Genomic DNA, 21,913 nt, shown 5'->3' on the forward strand with positions numbered 1-21,913 from the left:
GCTGGGCCAAGCTTTTTTGGTAAACCAAAAAAACAGGAGTGAGTTAGCATGAAAACTATGTCGGCAAGGGCCCATACCCCCTGCCTCAGTAGTTGTCATACTAACTTCATTAGAACGTAATAAAATAGGACAATTGTCCGAAGAGCCGTCTAGATGTTCCAATATCATTTTTCAACCAATCTTGTCGATCAGTTATTGTCCTTCGCTGGCAATACTTATCATCACAGTAAAAAAGATGTGCTTATTCACCAAGATGAACCACTAACGAAGCTCATTTTGGTGCGCAGTGGGACCGTGTCATTTAGTTACGACGTGGGGAATGGTCGCCGTTTGCTGTTAGGCCAATTGGATTGTCAAAATACTTTGATTGGCGAAATTGAAGCGCTAAGCAATGACCCGTGCGTGTACACTGTTACCTGTTTAAGTGACGTACAATACAATTTAATTGAGCTCAAACATTGGCGCCAATTGCTGCTGGATAAACCTGAACTCAGTTTATACACAGCTCAAACGATTGCAGCGAAGTTCACCGAAAATCAAAAGGTGAACTTAGATAAATTATTGTTACCTTTGTCGTATAACATTGCTCGTGACTGCCTACTTCGAGCGGAAAACAATCATCCTACACTCTTACGCGCGTATCCTACCGTGAGTGCAGAAGCTGAACGATTTGCTACCACTGAGCGCGCCTATCGCCGGGTAGTGACTGAACTTGTCGATAAAGGCCTCATTGTTCGCTCGACTGATGGTTTAAAGCCTGTTGATATCGATAAACTTGCGGACTTTGTTGATAGCTTTATCTAATTTTGCGCTGGGATAAAAAAAGCCAACCTCTGGTTGGCTTTTTTTATTTCGAAACGAAATTACTTAACAAATAATTCTTTGATATTTGCCAAGTCAGATTTGCCATTGAGTAGCTCATCTTGTGTTAAACCAGAAAGTTCGTGTGGGAACACCAACCATTCATCGGACTCAATCACGTAATAATCCGGCTTCATCGGCACTTTCGTGTTTTTTGGCTTGTAATACGGGCAAGCTACACGAATATCCGTAGGCAGGTTAAGACGCATCAGTTCGCCTAATTTCTCTTTAAGCGCATAAATACTGCGACCCGAATCAAATACATCATCAACGATAAGTAATGAGTTATCTGCGTTCGCATTTTCGATGATGTAGTGCAAACCGTGAACTTTGATTTCTTTCGATTGCTTACCAATGCCATAATACGATGAAGTGCGCACAGCGATATGGTCCGTGTCGATACCTTTAAAATCGTAGAATTCTTGTACTGCGATACCAATTGGCGCACCGCCACGCCAGATACCAATAATGAAATCAGGGCGAAAGCCATCTTCATAAACTTGAGCCGCTAAACGAAATGAATTTTCAAGCAATTGCTGAGCGGTGATAAAAACCTTGTCTGACATGTACAAAAATCCCGTGGATGCATTTAACCGCAAAGTTTAGCAAAAACGTAATAAAAAATCAGCGCCCAGATCAACAAAGCGAATTATCAACGCGCAATCTGGCTTTTCGCTTTTTAATTTCACCCTACCGGTCTACTTATCGTTTCACATAAAAAAGCCCACGTTTTCGTGGGCTTTGCGTTTATTCGTCGTTCTGTTCAAGCGACTGATTTATTGAATCCAGTGGTTCTTCTACCACCGCTTCAACTGCAGGCGCCTGATATTCAATTTCAAACTCATCAACACGCTGAAGACCGCGAGGAAGTTTATTCCCTCGACGACCACGCTCACCGTAATAGTGTTCAAGATCGCTTGGCTTAAGCGTTAACTTTCGCTTACCAGCGTGCAGTGTCACGCATGCGCCATTTGGCACAACCGCTAAGACTTTCACGAATTCCTCACGCGCTTGTACTTTAGCACTTGGGATAGAAATAATTTTATTTCCTTTACCTTTGCCAAGTTTTGGCAAATCTCTCAGCGGGAACAATAACATTCTGCCTTCGCTTGAAATCGCCATACACAAATCAGTCGTGAGATCGTTAACTTCTATTGGTGCCATTAACAATGCACCATTTGGCACGGTTACAAGCGCTTTACCGTTCTTATTTTTCGACACCAAGTCTGTGAATTCAGAGATAAACCCGTAACCACCATCGGTAGCCATCAAATACAGTTGCTTATCTTCACCCATAATGACGTGTTCGAAGTTAGTCCCCGTGGCCAAATTAAATCGACCCGTCATCGGTTCACCCTGACTTCGAGCTGATGGAAGGCTATGTGCGTCCGTTGCAAACGCACGACCTGACGAATCAAGGAATACGGCGGGTTGATTGCTACGTCCGTGTGCTTGAGCTTTGAAACTATCGCCCGCACGGTAACTGAGCCCCTCAGCGTCAATATCGTGCCCTTTAGCAATGCGTGCCCAGCCTTTTTCGGACAAGACTACGGTCACTGCTTCCGTTGGCATCAATTCTTTTTCCGTGAGCGCTTTGGCTTCCGCACGTTCAACGACAGGCGAACGACGGTCATCGCCATACATCTCTGCCGCTTCTTGAATTTCTTTTTTCATTAACGTCGACATACGACGCTCAGAGCCTAACGTTTTCTCTAGATTGTCGCGCTCTTTCGCAAGCTCGTCTTGTTCACCTTTGATCTTGAACTCTTCAAGCTTGGCCAAGTGACGTAATTTAAGTTCTAGAATGGCTTCAGCTTGCTTATCGCTCAAGCCAAACCGCGACATCAACTCAACTTTTGGTTCATCGTATGTGCGAATGATCTCAATCACTTCATCAATGTTGAGATAAGCGATGAGTAAACCTTCTAAGATATGCAGGCGGTTTAATACTTTATCGAGACGATACTGCAAACGACGGCGCACTGTTTCACGACGGAAATCCAACCACTCGGATAAAATCGTGCGTAAGTCTTTAACTTGAGGACGACCATCAAGACCTATCATGTTTAAGTTGATGCGGTAACTTTTCTCAAGGTCCGTTGTCGCAAATAAATGCGCCATCAACGGTTCCACTTTTACTCGATTCGAGCGCGGCACAATAACGATACGAGTCGGGTTTTCATGATCGGATTCATCACGTAAGTCCGCAACCATCGGTAACTTTTTTGCGGTCATTTGCGCAGCAATTTGCTCAAGGACTTTTGCGCCTGAACATTGATGTGGTAACGCCGTAATGACTATTTCACCTTGCTCTTCGGTGAAAACCGCACGCATTTTGATTGAACCACGGCCAGACGTGTAAATTTTTTCAATTTCACTACGTGGAGTAATAATCTCAGCTTCTGTCGGATAATCAGGCGCTTGTACCAAACCAAGTAACTCTTGAAGTTCAGTTTTTGGGTTGTCCAACAGCAAACAACACGCACTGGCCACTTCACGGACGTTATGTGGTGGAATATCCGTAGCCATACCAACCGCAATGCCCGTAACCCCATTGAGTAGAATATGCGGCAAACGCGCTGGCAATACTTTTGGTTCATCCATCGTACCGTCGAAGTTAGGTGTCCAGTCCACCGTACCTTGACCTAATTCTTTGAGAAGCACTTCCGAGAATTTAGATAAACGCGCTTCGGTATAACGCATTGCAGCAAAAGATTTCGGATCATCCGCTGCACCCCAGTTACCTTGTCCATCCACCAGTGGATAGCGATAACTGAATGGCTGAGCCATAAGCACCATCGCCTCGTAACATGCACTGTCACCGTGAGGGTGATATTTACCTAATACGTCACCGACTGTCCGCGCGGATTTTTTGTACTTCGCGCTCGCGGATAATCCCAGCTCACTCATCGCGTAAACGATACGACGTTGCACAGGTTTTAAACCATCGCCAATGTGTGGCAAAGCACGATCCATGATGACGTACATGGAATAATTTAAATAGGCGTCTTCAGTAAAACGCCCCATACTTTGCTGCTCAATGCCCTGCAAAGACAGGGTTTCTAAATCACTCATTTAACACCCTATTTCTTGTTATAACTGATGCGATAAATAGCATCAGCAAAGTCATCCGACACCAATAAACTGCCATCTTCAAGTTCGGCAAACGCGACTGGACGACCGTAGGTTTGTTCGTCTTTCATAAAGCCTGTAATAAAGGGCTCATATCCCGTAATTTGGCCATCCTTAACCGTCGCAAGCATCACTCTATAGCCGGATTTTTTACTACGATTCCATGAACCATGTTCCGCGACAAACAATTTATTCTTCATTTGTTGAGGGAATTGTTTGCCACGATAGAAATGAATGCCTAACGGCGCGACATGAGCGCCCAACGCTAGTTTCGGTGCAACAAACTCTGAGGCTTTACGGCCCGCATTAAATTCAGGATCGGGGATCCCACCGGCATGAAAATACGGGAAACCGAAATGGTCGCCAATGTCATTTAAACGATTAATTTCGCAAGGTGGAATATCGTCACCCATCATGTCGCGGCCATTGTCCGAAAACCAAAAGCCTTGTGTTTCTGGATGAAAATCAAATCCGACTGAGTTACGCACCCCTTTCGCCCACGTTTTTAGTGTTTTCGTTTCGAGGTTTAATGCAACAATCTCACCAAACGGCGCCTCTTCTTTACATACATTACAAGGCGCACCTATCGGAATAATCAGTTCACCTTCGGGTGAAAAACGGATGAACTTCCAACCGTGATGACGTTTGTCTGGTAATTTGTCGTAGAACACGTCATAACTTGGTGAGTTCAAGTTCTTATCAATTTGCTTAAAACGCAGGATTTTGTCTACCGCTGCAACGTACAAGTCACCGTCTTTAAGCGCAAGACCTGATGGCATTGTTAAACCTTCAGCAAGCAAAATGGTTTTGTCGGCAACACCGTCTTTATTAAAGTCAATCAACGCGTGTACTTTACCTGCCTTGCGCGAACCGACGTACACAATACCTTGTTTTGATACGGCAATTTGACGCGCATTTTCGACATTGTCGGCGAACAAGGAAAGGCTATATCCACTTGGTACTTGTAAACGTGATAGATCCGGTTTCGCAAGCGCTGCCAAAGGTAGTAACAACGATAAAACAGCAACGGATTTTGTCATCAATGAGTTCATCCTGTTTACTCCGTTACCGCACGATCACCATGCTCTTCTAGCCATTGTTTGCGGTCGCCCGAACGTTTTTTGGCCAGTAACATGTCCATCACTTCAAGTGTTTGTTCTTCTTCGTCCAATGTTAGCTGCACAAGTCGACGCGTATTAGGGTCCATTGTCGTTTCACGCAGTTGCAGCGGGTTCATCTCACCCAAACCTTTAAAGCGTTGAACGTTGACTTTGCCCCGCTTTTTCTCTGCTTCAATTCTATCAAGGATGCCTTTCTTCTCATCCTCATCGAGCGCGTAGTAAACTTCTTTACCCACGTCAATTCGATACAGAGGAGGCATCGCAACAAAAACATGGCCTTGTTTTACGAGTACAGGGAAATGCTTAACGAACAATGCGCACAATAGCGTAGCAATATGCAGACCATCCGAGTCCGCATCCGCGAGGATACACACTTTTCCGTAGCGAAGGCCGCTTAAGTCTTCAGAATCGGGATCAATTCCTAAAGCAACAGAGATATCATGCACTTCTTGAGACGCTAATATTTGGCCTGACTCTACTTCCCAGGTATTTAGAATTTTACCTCTAAGCGGCATAATTGCTTGAAACTCACGGTCTCTTGCTTGCTTTGCCGAGCCACCTGCAGAGTCCCCTTCCACAAGGAAAATTTCCGCACGCTCCGTTTCGCTACCCGAACAATCCGTCAGTTTACCCGGCAATGCTGGGCCAGAAGTGACTTTTTTACGCACCACCTTTTTGGCTGCACGTAACCGTTTTTGCGCATTGTTGATACACAGTTCAGCAATTAATTCCGCAGTATCTGTGTGTTCGTTAAGCCAAAGACTAAACGCGTCTTTTACGATGCCAGAAACAAACGCTGCGCACGAACGTGAACTGAGCTTTTCTTTCGTTTGACCCGCAAATTGAGGGTCTTGCATCTTCACCGACAATACATAGCTGCATTTATCCCAAATGTCCTCTGGGGTGAGCTTTACGCCCCTTGGCAACAAATTTCGGAACTCACAGAATTCACGCATAGCCTCAAGCAAACCTTGACGCAATCCATTGACGTGCGTACCGCCTTGCGCGGTTGGGATTAAGTTTACGTAGCTCTCTTGCAGTGACTCGCCGCCTTCAGGCAACCAAAGTAACGCCCAATCAACGCCTTCCGTTGAACCGGAGAAACTTCCTGTAAATGGATTATCTGGCAACGTTTCAAAGCCTGAAACACTGTCTTTTAAGTAATCTTGCAGTCCGGCTTCGTAGAACCATTCTTGCGTTTCTTTCGTCTGTTTGTTCACGAAACGTATGCGCAGGCCCGGACATAAAACGGCTTTCGCTTTTAACAGGTGATTTAGCTTAGAAAGCGAGAAGTTAGCGGAATCAAAATAGCTGGCGTCCGGCCAAAAGTGTACACTTGTACCCGTATTGCGCTTTCCAACGGTGCCTGTGACTTCCAAGTCTTGAACTTTGTCGCCATGTTCAAACGCCATTTCGTACACTTGTCCATCGCGACGCACACTAATTTCAACACGAGTTGAAAGCGCGTTCACCACAGAGATCCCTACCCCGTGTAGACCGCCTGAGAACTGATAATTTTTGTTGGAAAATTTACCGCCCGCATGCAGTTTTGTCAGGATAAGTTCAACACCTGGGATCCCTTCTTCTGGATGAATGTCCACCGGCATCCCACGACCATCATCAATCACTTCAAGTGAGTTATCTTCGTGAAGAATCACGTCAATTTTCGTTGCGTGTCCTGCAAGCGCCTCATCGACACTGTTATCGATAACTTCTTGGCCTAGATGGTTTGGTCTTGTCGTGTCCGTGTACATACCCGGGCGACGTTTGACGGGTTCTAGTCCGTTTAATACTTCTATCGCTTCCGCGTTGTAATTTTGCTGACTCATAAGCGCTTTCTTGTTGTTTAAGTCGATTTGTTTTACGTGATTTTTAAAAAATTAACAATAGCGGGCAAATACCGCGCTAAGCCTTGAAAACTATGATCACCTTCGAAATCAACGTACTGCTTCGTACTTTGATAATAACGGACTGCATCCATATAGGGCAAAACTTCATCGCCCATTTGTTGCAGTAACAGCAATCTTTCAGGGTAAGGCAATTGCGGCAAGTATAACGTATCAAGTGCCGCAACATGTGATTCATCTAACTGATAATGACAGTCCTGATAAGGATTGTATTGAGGCCCAAGAAACTCTGCAAGTAATCTTGCGGGTCTCACTGCAGGATTGATTACCACAGCATCAATTTGGTGTGTTTGCGATAAATAGGTCGCATAAAAGCCTCCAAGTGAACTTCCAATGAGCTTCGTCTCACTTGTCAGCATGGCTTCAAGTTGTGCAATCGCAACCCTCGGGTCGTAGTGCAACCTTGGGATAGCATATTCTACATCAAAGTCGCGAAGCCACTCACGCAAAGCCACCGCCTTTGCAGAGTGTTCTGAACTATTAAAACCGTGTACATAGAGTATTTTCAAACCCATTTGACCCACGTGGCAAACTTGTCATCTGTTAACGCCAACAATCGATATGCTGGACCAAGGTTTTGCTGTTGCCATGTAGAGCTGTGACGACTGAACTGAATAGAGGTTGCTGGTGTGGCATAAACAGGCAGAGCTCGATACGAGAGAAAGTAATCATTGTGGACATGCCCATGCACTACAGCATTGACTCGATTGCTTTCGGCGCAAAGGTTTAAAAGTGCCGGCCCATTTTCCAAAATGTGTTTGTCTAAATACCCCTGAATAGGCATTGGGTGATGATGACAAATTACGGTCGATGTGCCGTCAAAGGCCTCTATCATGGTTTTAAGTTCTAGCAAATGAGTTTGCTTACACCAACCTGCAGGTGTTGAACCTTTGCTGTTCGCCAGCAGAACTTGTTGCGTTTGTGTTTGAATCACCTTGGCCGCATGAATTTGACCCACACTAATTTCCTGCAGGTATTCAATGTCATCGTGATTGCCAGGTACCCACAGCACCGGACAGGTCAAATTTGATTGGTGGATCAGTTCAGCGAACAGACGGTAGGATTCAAACGTGTGATCTTGCGTTAAATCGCCACCGAACACAACAGCATCGATGTCTTCAAGACTCAAGCGCGCTAAGACCTGCGAAAAATGATGTGCCGTATCAACTTCAAAATAACGGCCCTTGGTTGTCGCAAAGAGATGTGCGTCCGTTATGTGCGCAATAGCAACATGTGGTTTATCTATGCGCAGAACCTCGTTAAACCAAGTCATTGTTCACTTCCCAGTGAAAATTACTGCGTCCGTTTTCAACACACGCTGTGAGCCAATCACCTAGAAATGCATTGACTTGGTATTTCTCATCTTTTTGGTGCATATCCGGATTCGGATAACCATATGACGGTTTCACTCTTTGATGATAGTTGGGGTACACAACTTCCGCGACGCGTGCGTCATGATAAAGTCGTACATGCATCCCCCACAGAGGAAGGTCTTTAATCAGCGAATGGCTTTGAGCGATTTCGACATCTGTGGTGTATTTCGCACAGTGCGTGATTTCAAGGCGGTATTCGTTCCCAGCGATTCGAATGGTTTTTTGCTCACCTTTTACCTCTTCAGGTAACAGTCGCAATAAACGCAGGTAATTACGTTCACACAAAGTAATGTACTTCGGTAAAGACTGAACATAATCACGCGCCGAAACGATACTCACTTCTTCACTCCTATTGCCATTTGTCGAGCAGTTCTTTTTTATGCAAGGCTAACCATTGTAGACTAATCACCGTCGCAGCGTTATCTATTTCCTCACTATTCAATCGCGCCATTGCTTCATCAAATGAGATCACATGCGTTTTAATATCCTCTCCTTCGCTTGGCAATCCGTACACTCCACCGGCATGTGTCAAATCAGCTTTAGCAACATACAAATACAAACGTTCCGTTGTACCACCAGGGCTTGATAAGTACGACGTCATGTAATGCAACTCATCAAGCTCTAGGCCTGCTTCTTCCTTGGCTTCTTTACGCGCAACCCCTTCGTAGTCATCGCTTCCCTCGGCCATACCAGCTATACATTCGAGCAACCAAGGTGAGTCCTTTGAGACCATTGCGCCAATCCGAATTTGCTCAATCAACAACACCGAATCGGTTTGCGGATCGTAAGGCAATACCGCAACAGCGTGCCCTCTTTCTAAAATCTCACGGCGGATAGTCTCTGACATGCCTCCGTCGAACAAAGCATGTTTAAAATAATACGCATCGATTTTAAAAAAGCCGTTAAAAACCCGCTCTGTTTCTAATATTTGTACATGCTCATTGGCAAATTCATTAATTGTCGATTTAGTCATTTTTTGCTCTTTGAATAACGAAATTCGCCCCAATATTGGTTATTTGTCGTTTATTTCGTGCTAATTATATTCTGTTACACTTGTTCGAAATGATTTACGTTATTTTTTTTCGTTATCTTAAAAAAACAGGTTAACATGGCTTTAGCTCAAAATTTGTCTAAGGACTGCATTCATAATGAAAAAAACCATCTTATCTCTATTGGTAGGTCTTGGCTGCGCACTTAGCGCGAACGTAGCATACGCAGAAGACTTACTACAAGTATACGATATCGCAACGCAAAATGATCCTGCGGTGAATCGTGCAAAAGCACAAGCAGATGCTCAAGCATCAGCTAAAGATATTGCATTCGGTGCTCTACTACCGCAAGTGGCGGCAAGTATCGGCTATAAACAATCTGATTTTACTGGCGCTCCTAACTCCCAAAATGACCAGACTGGTTACATTAAGGGTGATGGTTTTGAAGATACCTTTTCGCGCGGTATCGTGCTGACACAATCAATTTTTAATCTTGCAACTTGGGACCAACTTGGTATTGCAGAGAAACAAGCAATGCAAGCGGTCACGTCTTATGAGCAAGCAAAACAAGATCTAATCGTTCGTATTGCTGACGGCTACTTTGCGGTATTACGCTCGTTAGACAATCTTGAGTTCGTAAAAGCTGAAAAGCGTGCAATTGAACGTCAACTTGAGCAAACAAAACAACGCTACAAAGTTGGTTTAACTGCTATTACTGACGTTCATGAAGCTCAAGCTCAATTTGACCGAGCTGTGGCAAATGAAATTGTTGCAGAGAATAACGTTGAAACAGCACGTGAAACTCTACGCACAATTACTGGCAAGTACCATGCGCAACTTGATGCGTTGAATACTGAAAAGTTCTCAACGGTAAAACCAGCAAAGAAAGTAGACGCGTTTATCGAAACAGCAAAAGCACAAAACTTGTCACTACAAGTAGCGAAAGCCAATGTTGAAATCGCTAAAGACCGTATCGACAACGCACAGGCTGGACACTACCCAACACTAGATTTAGAAGCGCGTTACGGTGATTCACTTGCTGATTCGGATGGTCGTGTAAATGCTCCTCGCGGTGACCAAACCTCTATTGGTTTGTCACTAAATGTGCCTATTTACTCGGGTGGTCGTGTTGAATCATCCACTGATCAAGCTCGTGCTCTCTTTGTTGCTGCAAGCCAAGATTTAGAGTCGAGCCTACGCAATGTAACTCGCTCAGTGATTACGTCTTACAACCAAGTGAATGCAAACGTTGCGACGTATCGCGCACTTGAGCAAGCCGTTATTTCCGCAGAAAGCGCATTGAAAGCAACGGAAACCGGCTTTGAAGTAGGTACTCGTACTATTGTTGACGTATTAATCAGTACGCAGAATTTATATAACGCTAAACGTAACTTGGCTGACATCCGTTACCAATACGTCATGTCATCGCTACAACTAAAACAAGCTGAAGGCACATTGTCTCGCGCGGATCTAGAAGCGATAAACCAAGGCCTTAAATAAACATCTCTTAAGGTAAGCGTAAAAGCCAAGTAGCGAGAGTTGCTTGGCTTTTGTTTTTTTTGCTCTAAATCGTTAAACTAGCGCGGATGTTTTCATAATGAGAAGCGGTAGTGGTCACTAAACCCCCTTTTAAATTGTCCTATCTTGCCCCCAAATATTGGTTAACTTGGGTCGGTGTATTCATGCTATACACTTTGTCTTGGCTACCACAACGTGTGCAATTTTTTCTCGGCAAGTTACTTGGCAAACTCGTCTACCGTTTAATGAAAAAGCGTCGTCATATCGCTGAAGTAAATGTAAAACTCTGTTTTCCTGAGTTAAATGCGGAACAACAGACCATCATGGTCAAAAAGAACTTAGAGCACACCGGTATCGCCACCTTCGAAACAGGTATGGCTTGGTGGTGGCCAACTTGGCGCATTAAGAGAACGCTTGGGTCGATTACGGGACTTGAACACCTTGAAAACGCAGCTCGCAAAGGAAAAGGTGTATTGTTACTTGTCCCGCATATGTTACATTTAGAAATGACGGGAAGAGTGCTTGGGCTCGAAAAGCAAGGTATTGGTTTTTACCGCCCTCACAATAATCCGTTAATGGAGTTTTTCATGACGCGTGGGCGTCTACGTTCCAATGAGTTTTTGATTGGTAAGCGTGATGTAAAAGGACTCTTAAAAGCGTTAAAAGATGGAAAGCTATGCTATTACCTGCCCGATCAAGACTATGGACGAAACCGTAGTGAATTCGTTCCTTTCTTTGCAGTAAAAGAAACTGCAACGACCACAGGAACGTTACTTTTTGCCAGCAGCAACAACTGCGAAACGTTAAGTTTGACCAGCTACCGCGATGCACAAGGCAAATATCACTTGAACGTACTACCTGCCCTTGAGGACTTTCCGAGCGAATCGCCAAAAGACGATGTGACGAGAGTAAATGAGCGCATGGAACAAGCCATTATCTTGGCGCCAGAGCAATACATGTGGGTACATCGTCGTTTTAAAACGAGACCCAATGAAACCGATCCGTCGTATTACTAATAGCGGATCAGAATGAAGTATAAAGACAATGACAAATAAAACTAAAAAACGATTATCTAATGCTTGGTTTTGGATTAAACACTTATCACTTGCTGGCATTTTGATATGGGCTGCCTATTACTTTTTATATGGTGCAATGCCGTCGTTCGATATGCGAGAAACGAAAAACGCGGCTGCACAAGGTTTATCTCAGTTTTACGAAAGCTTTCGTAATCGAGTTAACGATAAAGATTTAGACCGAGATAAATACGTTATCAATTTAGGCAAACAAACGTTTCCTCTCGAAGACGCCTTACAACAGCGAGGTTTAGTTGTAAAACCGTCCCCTGTAAATTGGAAAGGCCAAGTACAACCGCGCCGTTTTGACAGTGGTGATACGCTCAAAGGGGTGCTCACTCGCTACGCGCACGATGAAGACATTGAGCTCTTTTGGTACTTAGAAAAAGACTACGTTGTAAAACTGAATTTCCGTGTTGATACCAACTTTGTCTCAACGCTTTATCAAGTTAGCCGTGCGATAAACGATGATTTCGAATTTGAAGTGTATGCGTTCTACTGCCATCGTCAACGCGCTGCGGTCATAACTGAGAATCCTTCCGAATTTGTGCGTACAAGCTGCCGAAAACTCGAAAGCTAATGACGAAAACAATTGGCAATGGGTTATGCAAACACCCATTGCCAAGCCTCTACAACGTGTGCCGTTGCTTGCTCAAACTGTTGTTTTTCAACACAACGACTCTGATTGTTTAAGGATAGTACGTGGTAGGTATCCCTAAACAAACAATACGCTTGAGTAAGATTAGTTTGCATCGACTCTTCAATGATCCCCGCCGCAAACGCCAGTTCAAAAATTCGAATATTGTCTGTATAGGTCGTCAGCATTGGGAAAGTAGAGGCGTATTTCAACACCAAATATTGCGCCATAAATTCAATGTCAGTCATACCGCCTAAACCTTGTTTAAGGTCAAAAGACTCCACGGTATCTTTGGCAAGATGCTGCCGCATTTTCTCACGCATCTCAATAACATCGGTTTTGAGCTTAATTTCATCGCGTGGTAGCGATAGTATTTCCTGGCGAATTTCACCAAATCGAGTTTTAAGACTATTGTGACCATAGATCAACCTAGCTCGCACAATGGCTTGATGCTCCCAAGTCCATGCTTGTGTACGCTGATACTCGTAATAACTCTCGATATTGATTGCCAGTAACCCCGAATTGCCCTCTGGCCTTAAACGTGTATCCAATTCATACAAAATACCCGATGCTGTACGAGTGTTAAACAAATGCATTAGCCGCTGCGCAAGTTTTAAATAGAATTGACGTGCAGCGGTTGCATTTACACCATCTGTAACAGCATTGCCATCACTGTTGTGGACAAAGACTAAATCAAGATCACTGTCGTATCCAAGTTCAAAACCGCCAGTTTTTCCATACGCAATAACGGCAAACCCTTTGTTATCTATGTCTGTACCTTCCGGTTTACCGAAACGGCTCACCATTTGTTCCCACGCTAAATTAACCGCTTGTTCGACTATAGCCTCTGCCAAGGCAGTTAAGTGATCACTTACTTTCATAAGATCAAGCACACCTGTTGCGTCGGCTGCCGCAATTCGTAGTTGTTGCGTTTGTTTGAACTGCCGCAAGGACTCCATTTGCAGCTCCAAGTCGTCACTCTCTAGGCGTAAAAAGAATTGTCGAACTTCAGCTTTATAGGCGCTCAGCGGCAAGGGGCGGTATAGAAGTGCGGGATCTATCAGTTCATCAAGCAAAATTGGATAACGAGCAATGTGCTCACCAATCCACTTACTGTGTGCACAAAGCTTGATTAACTGTTGGAGCGCGCCTTGATTTTCATAAAGTAATTCCAAATACGTTGTTCTAGAGGCAACCTTCTCAATCACTTGAGTAACTCGCTCAAAAGTAGAAATAGCGTGATCAGACTCAATAAGATAGGCCAGAACGCGCGGCATTAGCTTATCTAGAATATCGCGTCCTCGCGCGCCAATCGGTTTTTTGCTGAGTCGAGAACGAAACTCCATCACGGCGTTTTGCCAGTCGAGCTTGAGGGGTTCCTGCAACCGTTCCATGGCACTCCAATCGTTTTGCTCCCACGACAGGCTAAAACATTCAGGAAGCGCGCTTTCTTCCTCTGGCTCATCGCCTATCACTTGCTTGAATTCTTCTCGTACAATTGCCATAGTTTGTTCAATGAAAACAACAACCTCATTCCAGTCATTCACGCCTAACAGCATCACTAAACGAGCTTTATCTAATTCATTGTCCGGCAACGTTTGAGTTTGTTTGTCGTCAAACGCTTGCAAAAATTGCTCGATTCGACGCAAATGTAAGTAACTCGTACGGAGCTGTGTTGCGACCTGACTAGGAATGATATCTAAGCGCTCTAATTCGCTCATTGCGACGAGTAACGATTGAACCTGCAGCGCTTTTTCACGACCTCCACGGATCATCTGGAGTGCTTGAACAATAAATTCCACTTCGCGAATGCCACCACCACCCAACTTGATGTTGTTGACTAACCCCTTACGCCTAACTTCTTGGGCAATCATGTGTTTCATTTTACGAAGTGATTCTATTACGGAGAAATCAATGTAACGGCGGTAAACAAAAGGCCTAAGTAAGGTGTAAAACTCTTGCCAATATACGTTTGGCTCTCCGAGTAAACGTCCTTTTAGCATTGCGTAACGTTCCCACTCTCGCCCTTGATCTTGATAATAATCTTCCATCGCTGCGAAACTCATCACCAATGGACCGCTATCACCAAAGGGACGTAGCCGCATATCGACACGAAACACTTGCCCATCCGCGGTCGTTTGATTGAGTGCAGCAATTAGTTTTTGTGCAACTTTGGTATAGAACACTTGGTTTTCGATGCTACGACGACCGCCTTGTGTTTCACCCGCGCGAGGAAAAGCGAAAATAAGATCGATATCAGAAGAGAAGTTCAGCTCTTGTCCGCCCAACTTTCCCATACCAAGTACCAACATCGGTAGTCGATTGCCATGCTCATCCATTGGCATACCATTTAATTTGGCGACATCATTAAATGCCCAGCGATTTGCACTGTCGATTAACTTCTCCGCGAGCAACGAGACATAACACACACTGTCGTCAATGGCATTGTTATGCACTAAATCGAGCCACATCACTTTGAGCCAATACTGCTGTCGATAGCGACGTAAAAGACGACTACACGTTACGTCATCAAGGCCATCGAGGTCTTCAGGTAACGGATCTGGTATTTCGCGATTGTCTCTATGCTCCGACTTCTCAAGCCAATCAACAAGTTCTGGTCTTGATTTTAAAATGCGGTGGGCAAAATCGCTCAAGGCAACAAGTTGAGCAATGTCAGGATGCGTCGCAACATCCAAATCGAGTTCTCGCATTCGGGCGACAGATAATTCTCTAAGTTGAGGCGTCCATTTCACACCAGACAGTGACATGTTGATCTCCAAAAGTGGCTAGTACTCAATCATTTGGGTGTTTTCTATTTAGCCGTTATAGTAGCAGTAAGTTAACTTGAACCTTACACCTTGTATGCTTGATTTGTCTTTAGCCAACATAAATTTTTTAGCGATTTTAGTGAGTTTCACCATTATTAGTGCAGCAATCATCGTGCTGCGCCGCATTACAGAATGGCGGGCGAAGAAAACGCTGTCCGATGAACTCGCTCAACGTGACAACTTTGCCCTTGGAATTAACTACGCAACACAGATTGCCGTAGTGTGTATCAGCATGGCATTTCTATTTGATGAAATAAGTTTGCATACGGCACAACAAGAACCAGTTCACGTATTTCTGCTCATAACACTGTTTTTCGTGTTTATCTTTTTAGGTCAGCTTATTCACCGAAAGTGGGTTTTGCACCGCTTTAACGAAGAGTCCGCGATTTTAAAGCAGAATATTTGTGCAGCACTTGTTGACTCAGGTATGTTGCTAGGCAATTGTGTGGTTGTACTTGGTCTTTATCGCTGGGTGCATCCTCAAGGCCTTAGTAATCTCTTAATTGTGACGCTCGCCTTTTTGTTGCTACAGGCAATTTTTGCTATCGACAGCCGCGTACGAGAAACCCGATTTGCCAAATTCAACCAAGGGGCGTCGCTTCAAGAGAATTTCAATCTTGATAATACGTCAATCGGTATTCGCTATGCAGGAAAATCCATTGGTTTGTCTTTAGCGCTTTACGCCGGACTTAGCACTGCGCCTTACGTTGATGCAAAACTTGTCGATAATCTTTTCGCGTTAGCCGCGCACTGTGGCGCAATGTGGCTGATACTTTACGTTGGAACAATAATTCTTAAACATTTATCGCTCCCCAAAATAGACATTGGCCTCGAAGTAGACCACCAAGATAACATCGGCGTAGCGTGTTTGGAATTTGCTGTTTTTTGTGCAATGGGCTATTTACTAATAAGTATGTTTTCTGTGTAAACGTTATAGCGCAAAGGAATGCTCTATGAACCCCAACTCGGCGATAGATATGCTCTTAAACGTTGATGCCCTATTACTCGTGGACACGAATACCGAGTTCACCAAAAGCTTTGCAGAGTGCCATTTTAGCGAAGCGCATCAACGTCCCAGTAACTTAATTGTGGCGGGAGATAACACTCGGATCTTAGTGAAAATGATGTTCCAAGAACTCATTAAAGATTATTGCTATTGTGACATTAGCAACGAGATTAGCGTATCAGAGCTTGCTTCCTACCTGCATGAACACCACAACGTTTCAGCTGTGCTGATTAACGCTCATGACTACACCTTAGCTGACGACGAACAAAAGTTTATCTTTAATTCACTTCATCCCGTTCGCTATCTAGTCGAAGAAAATGAACTCGGGGAATTTTATTTTGAACGCTTACTAGACGTAGGCCACGACAATCATTTGTCCTGCAGCAGCAAAGTAGCCGAAGTCACAAATGACATCTCCGAGTCACTGTGCAAAATGGACTCTGAAGAACAATTTTGAACGAATAACTTGTCCCGCTCAGTCTTCCTTCGTACCATTAGTACAACTGTAACTTATTTCATATTTTCCTATGCGAATTCCACATATTTATCAACCATCTGAACTCGCTCTCAATGTGTGTGTGCAATTAGATGATGACGCGGCCGGTCATATAGGGCGAGTCTTGCGCATGCGCGAAGGCGACAAAGTTTCTCTGTTTAATGGCGAAGGTGGTGAATACCTTGCAACGCTTACGGAAGTAGGAAAGAAAACGGTTACCGCAACGCCATATGAATTTGTAGATCGCTGTGTCGAATCACCGCTACGAATCCATTTAGGTCAAGGTATTTCTCGTGGTGACAAAATGGATTTCACGATTCAAAAATCCGTGGAGCTTGGCATTACCGAGATAACTCCCCTGTTCACGGAGCGCTGCGGGGTAAAACTCTCTGGTGACCGACTGGAAAAGAAACATCAGCAATGGCAAAAGATAGCCATTGCCGCGGCAGAGCAATCAGGGCGAAACAGCGTACCCGTTGTCCATTTTCCAAAAGAAATTAACGTTTGGTTGAAAGAACAAAGTGACGAATTGAAGTTAACATTGCACCCGCGTGCAGAGCATTCAATTAAAACGTTACCAGCACCTACGCATGGAGTACGTTTTCTGGTCGGCCCTGAAGGCGGTTTTACCGACAATGAAATGCACCTGACTCAAGAACAAGGCTTTGTCGATGTTCGCTTAGGTCCTCGCGTCCTGCGCACTGAAACAGCTGCATTGACTGTGCTTAGTGCACTGCAATTGCAATTTGGTGATTTAACGGTTTAAAAACAAAGCGTACATCCCCATATTGAAACAAACGATGAAATGAAAGGTATCTACCATGGCAATTAAACTGGGCATTATTTCAGACCCTATCAGCGGATTTAATATTAAAAAAGACACTGGCTTTGCCATGATGATGGCGGCGCAAAGTCGCGGTTACGAACTTTACTACATGGAAATGAATGACCTGTTCTTATTGCAAGGCGAAGCAAAAGCTACGGCTGCAAAAGCGCAGGTTTTCAACGATTCAACTCGCTGGTATGAACTTGAAGAAAAACAAGAAATTAATCTGGCGGATCTGGATGTTATTCTCATGCGTAAAGATCCACCATTTGATACTGAATACATCTACGCAACGTATATTTTAGAACGCGCCGAAAACGCAGGCACCCTAGTAATCAACAAACCACAAAGCTTGCGCGATGCAAACGAAAAGCTCTTCACGGCTTGGTTTAGCGAACACACGCCAGAAACACTGGTGACACGCCAGCAAGCACAAATTCGTTCTTTCCTAAACAAGCATCAAGACATCATCTTAAAACCGCTTGACGGCATGGGTGGCGCTTCCATTTTCCGCGTTCGAGCAGATGACCCGAACATCGGTGTAATTTGTGAAACGTTGACGGAACACGGTTCACGCTTTGCCATGGCGCAAACCTATATTCCCGCGATCAAAGACGGTGATAAACGCGTGTTGGTTGTTGATGGCCAAGTCGTTCCGTATTGCCTTGCTCGTATTCCTCAAAATGGCGAAACAAGAGGTAATCTTGCCGCCGGTGGTCGAGGTGAAGCTCGTCCTATTAGCGATGCAGACCGTCGTATCGCGGAAGCTGTGGCTCCGGTATTGAAAGAAAAAGGTCTTATTTTTGTCGGCTTAGACATCATTGGCGATCGCTTAACCGAAATTAACGTCACTGCGCCAACGTGCGTTAAAGAAATTGAAGCAGCGTACGATATTTCTATTATGGAAATGCTTTTTGACGCGATAGAGTCAAAACTAGGCCATACTAAATAGAAGATAATAAAGGGGGCTTTATGAAATCGCTCGAAAATCATTTTCTTATTGCAATGCCAAGCATGGATGACCCCTTTTTCAAGCGCTCCGTTGCGTACATTTGTGAGCACAACGACGACGGTGCAATGGGTTTAGTCCTCACTCATCCCATCAACGTGACCGTTGGCGAATTATTGGACCAAATCGACATCGATAATGACAAAAGCAACTCAGCTTCAGGCCAAGCGGTCTTGGCAGGTGGGCCTGTCAAAGTTGACCGTGGTTTTGTGCTGCATTCGCCCAAACGTGGCTTTACGTCAAGCCAAGCGTTGAGTTCTGAGCTGATGATAACAACGTCAAAAGACGTGCTCGAAACGTTGACTCGTGACGATGCCCCCGAGGCATTTATCATTACGCTTGGGTACGCAGGCTGGTCAAAAGGTCAGCTAGAGCAAGAGCTCCTTGATAACGCATGGCTCGTCGTTGAAGCGGATGCTAATTTAATCTTTAATACCCCGGTTGAAGAACGTTGGGAAAAAGCGGTGAAAATGCTGGGTATTGACGTTGCTCAACTTAGTCTTCAGGCAGGCCACGCTTAATTTTACGTGGTCTTTCTAATGACGTTGTCAGACTTCAAGTTATTCAAAGTTGCCAAAGTTAGCTAGAATACGTGTTCAGAAGAACCTTCTGAAATGACGTAATGTCGTCGTTTAATTGTTACTTTTACCCTTTTCTCGAGTTTGCAAAACACACCTATGAACAAAAAAACAACTACCCCAGCGGGACAGCGCGCCGTAATGGGCTTTGATTTCGGCACAAAAAGCATTGGTGTTGCCATTGGCCAAGAAATTACAGGTACAGCATCCAGTTTAGGGGCATTAAAAGCTCGTGATGGAATACCTGATTGGAATGCCTTAGAGAAATTAGTTAACGAATGGCAACCCGATCTAATCATTGTCGGCTTACCATTGAATATGGATGGCACCAATCAGCAGGTAACATTTGCAGCGAAAAAATTTGCAAATCGAGTACATAACCTGACTCGAAAGCCAGTAGAGACGCATGATGAACGGTTAACCACAACCGATGCAAAAGCTCGCTTATTCGAACAAGGTGGCTATCGGAACTTGGCCAAAGACAACATTGACGGTATGGCCGCAGTGATCATTTTAGAAAGCTATTTCGAACAACAATGGGGTGATGTTTAATCACTTCGAGTGCGGATTGATAACCGTATAACGGGTTAAATCTGGAATAAAGCCTGCTTGCTCGTAGGCTTTTTTAATTCGCCCTTGTGCACGTAATACTGACAACCCTTTTTCTATCGCTTGATACGCTCTTTCGCCTTCGGGGTGATTTTTGGACACCACAAAATGTCGGCTACCATCCAACTCTAGAATAAATTTAGGATGCGCCACAAGGCGAATATCTTCAAGTTGATAGGCATTATCGAGGCTTGGCATGAGTGGCATCATCATAAAATCGGCCCATTGACGATGAACCATTTGAGCCTGCGCGAGCCATTCATGTTCGATAAACAACTCTTTTAAAGGTAATCCAGTTAACGTTTGCCAATCCGTACGCCAACGAGGAGTTGAAACAGCGGTCAATTTCTCAAAATCTTCGATTCGGGATAGAGTTTTCACCTTTTCGTTCGTTGGATTTGCGTAAATTCCTGCAAAATATTCTCCTTTTCGTATCACCGGAGCACTAATAAACAATTTATCGGCCAGCGCTTTTGCGTCTGCTAACCAATAGCTATCAAAACTGAGCAGCAACTTGCCTTGTTCTAATAACCGAGTATTGCGGAAATTCACTTTGCCTGGTCGGTATTGAAATGTCTTTTTGTATCCCCCCAGCATGAGCGCTTGCTGTACGATGATCATATCGACAACATCACGACGGATGTAATGCCCTTTAAAATTATCAACGTCTAAGGGAGAGCGACCATTGAGAAATCGAAGATAGTCTTCATACACATCATCGCGGATAAACATTTCCACAGATTCTGTGGCGTAGACATAAGGTATAGCGGGTAGCCATAAGGCCACCAGCACAACCCATTGGAGCAATCGCGTAACAGGTTTAATCTTTACCCAAACCATCTACGGTGACACCTTGCAAGAAGCCAGCTCCCTTTTGCTCATTATTTTGAAGTTTAATCATCAAACGTAAGTCGTTTGGCGAGTCTGCATGATGAAGCGCATCCGCGTAGTTGATTTGTTGTGTTCGATATAGTTCGAACAAAGCTTGGTCAAACGTTTGCATGCCTTGCTCTTTGGATTTAGCCATCACTTCTTTGATAGAGCCAACATCGCCTTTCTTAATCAACTCGGCGACTAATGGCGAATTCAACATGACTTCAATGGCTGCAACACGGCCTTCGCCATCCGACGTTGGGATCAACTGCTGAGCGACAATCGCGCGCAAGTTCAACGCTAAATCGTATTTAAGCTTGTCATGTTTCTCTTTTGGCACTAAGTGCATAATACGGTCAATCGCTTGGTTCGCATTGTTCGCGTGCAATGTTGCAACGCATAAATGCCCGGTTTCCGCAAAACTTAACGCGTATTCCATTGTTTCTTGAGAACGAATTTCACCAATGAGAATAACATCTGGCGCTTGACGCAATGAGCTTTTCAACGCGGCTTCAAAACTGTCGGTATCAATACCAACTTCCCGTTGCGTAATCATACTTTTCTTGTGCGTATGCACAAACTCAATGGGGTCTTCGATTGTCAGAATGTGCCCACGTTGATTACGATTTCGATAACCGATGAGCGCGGCAAGTGACGTAGATTTACCCGTTCCTGTACCACCCACGAACAACACTAGACCACGTTTCATCATGATCACGTCGGTAAGTACCGAAGGCAGTTTTAAGTCAGCGACATCTGGAATCTGTGTCACGATTCGACGAATAACCATCCCAGCACAATCTCGTTGCCAAAACGCTGAAATACGAAAACGCCCTTCATCGTTGGCAATTGCAAAGTTACATTCTTTAGTCGTATGAAACTCACTTTTTTGCGCTTCACTCATTACCGATTCAACAAACTGAAGCGCCCGCTCGGGACTGATTTCAACGTCGTCTAGAGGCTGCAAATCGCCATCAATTTTAGCACTGATAGGTAGTCCCGCAGAAACAAACATGTCCGATGCTTTACGCTCAACCATCATATGTAAATAAGGTTCTAGTGGTGATGACATCTCAG

At 44.4% G+C, this 21,913-nt stretch carries 21 protein-coding genes; 10 read left to right on the top strand and 11 right to left on the bottom strand.

Annotated features, from left to right (window positions below):
- Positions 1–153 precede the first annotated feature (153 nt).
- Positions 154–804 (top strand): Crp/Fnr family transcriptional regulator, encoded by a 651-nt coding sequence (locus tag NI389_RS06480; protein ID WP_308362093.1) that lies wholly within the window; start codon positions 154–156, stop codon positions 802–804.
- Positions 805–863: 59 nt separating this feature from the next.
- On the opposite strand, the gene NI389_RS06485 is transcribed toward NI389_RS06480, so the two are convergent.
- The 8 genes from NI389_RS06485 to nudF all read right to left on the bottom strand — a co-directional run bounded on the left by NI389_RS06485 (position 864) and on the right by nudF (position 9,367).
- Positions 864–1,427: a phosphoribosyltransferase gene (locus NI389_RS06485; RefSeq protein ID WP_208844045.1), complete on the bottom strand. Its 564-nt coding sequence runs from the start codon at positions 1,425–1,427 to the stop codon at positions 864–866.
- 181 nt (positions 1,428–1,608) lie between these two features.
- Positions 1,609–3,936: a DNA topoisomerase IV subunit A gene (gene parC, locus NI389_RS06490; protein ID WP_308362094.1), complete on the bottom strand. Its 2,328-nt coding sequence runs from the start codon at positions 3,934–3,936 to the stop codon at positions 1,609–1,611.
- An 8-nt stretch (positions 3,937–3,944) separates the two neighbouring features.
- On the bottom strand, positions 3,945–5,045 hold the full coding sequence (locus tag NI389_RS06495) for a PQQ-dependent sugar dehydrogenase (protein ID WP_308362095.1): 1,101 nt from the start codon (positions 5,043–5,045) through the stop codon (positions 3,945–3,947).
- 5 nt (positions 5,046–5,050) lie between these two features.
- Complete coding sequence (gene parE / locus NI389_RS06500; RefSeq protein WP_308362096.1) at positions 5,051–6,943, bottom strand: DNA topoisomerase IV subunit B; 1,893 nt, start codon at positions 6,941–6,943, stop codon at positions 5,051–5,053.
- Positions 6,944–6,975: 32 nt separating this feature from the next.
- A complete protein-coding gene (locus NI389_RS06505; protein WP_308362097.1) occupies positions 6,976–7,536 on the bottom strand; it encodes a YqiA/YcfP family alpha/beta fold hydrolase in 561 nt (186 codons plus the stop codon).
- Entirely contained in the window at positions 7,527–8,294 is a 768-nt protein-coding gene (locus NI389_RS06510; protein WP_308362098.1) for a metallophosphoesterase, read from the bottom strand. The genes NI389_RS06505 and NI389_RS06510 overlap by 10 nt, the downstream gene beginning before the upstream one ends.
- Complete coding sequence (locus NI389_RS06515) at positions 8,281–8,733, bottom strand: DUF1249 domain-containing protein (RefSeq protein ID WP_208844050.1); 453 nt, start codon at positions 8,731–8,733, stop codon at positions 8,281–8,283. The genes NI389_RS06510 and NI389_RS06515 overlap by 14 nt, the downstream gene beginning before the upstream one ends.
- A gap of 10 nt (positions 8,734–8,743) precedes the next feature.
- Positions 8,744–9,367: an ADP-ribose diphosphatase gene (gene nudF / locus NI389_RS06520; protein WP_308362099.1), complete on the bottom strand. Its 624-nt coding sequence runs from the start codon at positions 9,365–9,367 to the stop codon at positions 8,744–8,746.
- Positions 9,368–9,542: 175 nt separating this feature from the next.
- Here nudF and tolC point away from each other — a divergent pair, with 175 nt between their 5' ends.
- The 3 genes from tolC to NI389_RS06535 all read left to right on the top strand — a co-directional run bounded on the left by tolC (position 9,543) and on the right by NI389_RS06535 (position 12,554).
- Complete coding sequence (gene tolC / locus NI389_RS06525) at positions 9,543–10,883, top strand: outer membrane channel protein TolC (RefSeq protein WP_308362100.1); 1,341 nt, start codon at positions 9,543–9,545, stop codon at positions 10,881–10,883.
- A 110-nt stretch (positions 10,884–10,993) separates the two neighbouring features.
- On the top strand, positions 10,994–11,917 hold the full coding sequence (lpxL, locus tag NI389_RS06530) for an LpxL/LpxP family Kdo(2)-lipid IV(A) lauroyl/palmitoleoyl acyltransferase (RefSeq protein ID WP_308362101.1): 924 nt from the start codon (positions 10,994–10,996) through the stop codon (positions 11,915–11,917).
- 28 nt (positions 11,918–11,945) lie between these two features.
- Positions 11,946–12,554 carry a TcpQ domain-containing protein gene (locus NI389_RS06535; protein ID WP_208844053.1) on the top strand — a complete coding sequence of 203 codons (609 nt, stop codon included), beginning with the start codon at positions 11,946–11,948 and terminating at the stop codon, positions 12,552–12,554.
- Between the two features lie 23 nt (positions 12,555–12,577).
- On the opposite strand, the gene glnE is transcribed toward NI389_RS06535, so the two are convergent.
- Complete coding sequence (gene glnE / locus NI389_RS06540; RefSeq protein ID WP_372588617.1) at positions 12,578–15,379, bottom strand: bifunctional [glutamate--ammonia ligase]-adenylyl-L-tyrosine phosphorylase/[glutamate--ammonia-ligase] adenylyltransferase; 2,802 nt, start codon at positions 15,377–15,379, stop codon at positions 12,578–12,580.
- 94 nt (positions 15,380–15,473) lie between these two features.
- Between glnE and NI389_RS06545 the strand changes: the two genes are divergently transcribed.
- The 6 genes from NI389_RS06545 to ruvX all read left to right on the top strand — a co-directional run bounded on the left by NI389_RS06545 (position 15,474) and on the right by ruvX (position 19,906).
- On the top strand, positions 15,474–16,367 hold the full coding sequence (locus tag NI389_RS06545) for a DUF350 domain-containing protein (protein WP_308362512.1): 894 nt from the start codon (positions 15,474–15,476) through the stop codon (positions 16,365–16,367).
- A gap of 25 nt (positions 16,368–16,392) precedes the next feature.
- Positions 16,393–16,902 (top strand): hypothetical protein, encoded by a 510-nt coding sequence (locus NI389_RS06550; protein ID WP_244369876.1) that lies wholly within the window; start codon positions 16,393–16,395, stop codon positions 16,900–16,902.
- A 70-nt stretch (positions 16,903–16,972) separates the two neighbouring features.
- Positions 16,973–17,707 carry a 16S rRNA (uracil(1498)-N(3))-methyltransferase gene (gene rsmE, locus NI389_RS06555; protein WP_308362102.1) on the top strand — a complete coding sequence of 245 codons (735 nt, stop codon included), beginning with the start codon at positions 16,973–16,975 and terminating at the stop codon, positions 17,705–17,707.
- Between the two features lie 55 nt (positions 17,708–17,762).
- A complete protein-coding gene (gene gshB, locus NI389_RS06560; RefSeq protein WP_308362103.1) occupies positions 17,763–18,719 on the top strand; it encodes a glutathione synthase in 957 nt (318 codons plus the stop codon).
- A gap of 20 nt (positions 18,720–18,739) precedes the next feature.
- Positions 18,740–19,297 carry a YqgE/AlgH family protein gene (locus NI389_RS06565; RefSeq protein ID WP_308362104.1) on the top strand — a complete coding sequence of 186 codons (558 nt, stop codon included), beginning with the start codon at positions 18,740–18,742 and terminating at the stop codon, positions 19,295–19,297.
- Between the two features lie 156 nt (positions 19,298–19,453).
- Positions 19,454–19,906, top strand: a complete 453-nt coding sequence (gene ruvX / locus NI389_RS06570) for a Holliday junction resolvase RuvX (RefSeq protein ID WP_208844057.1) — start codon at positions 19,454–19,456, stop codon at positions 19,904–19,906.
- Here ruvX and NI389_RS06575 read toward each other — a convergent pair whose 3' ends face one another.
- Positions 19,907–20,803, bottom strand: coding sequence for a hypothetical protein (locus NI389_RS06575; RefSeq protein ID WP_244369878.1), 897 nt, complete (start codon positions 20,801–20,803; stop codon positions 19,907–19,909). It lies immediately after the preceding gene.
- Entirely contained in the window at positions 20,784–21,908 is a 1,125-nt protein-coding gene (locus tag NI389_RS06580; RefSeq protein WP_208844058.1) for a PilT/PilU family type 4a pilus ATPase, read from the bottom strand. The genes NI389_RS06575 and NI389_RS06580 overlap by 20 nt, the downstream gene beginning before the upstream one ends.
- Between the last annotated feature and the right edge of the window lie 5 nt (positions 21,909–21,913).

It is taken from the genome of Pseudoalteromonas xiamenensis, from assembly GCF_030994125.1.
In the GTDB taxonomy this organism is placed as follows: domain Bacteria; phylum Pseudomonadota; class Gammaproteobacteria; order Enterobacterales; family Alteromonadaceae; genus Pseudoalteromonas; species Pseudoalteromonas xiamenensis_B.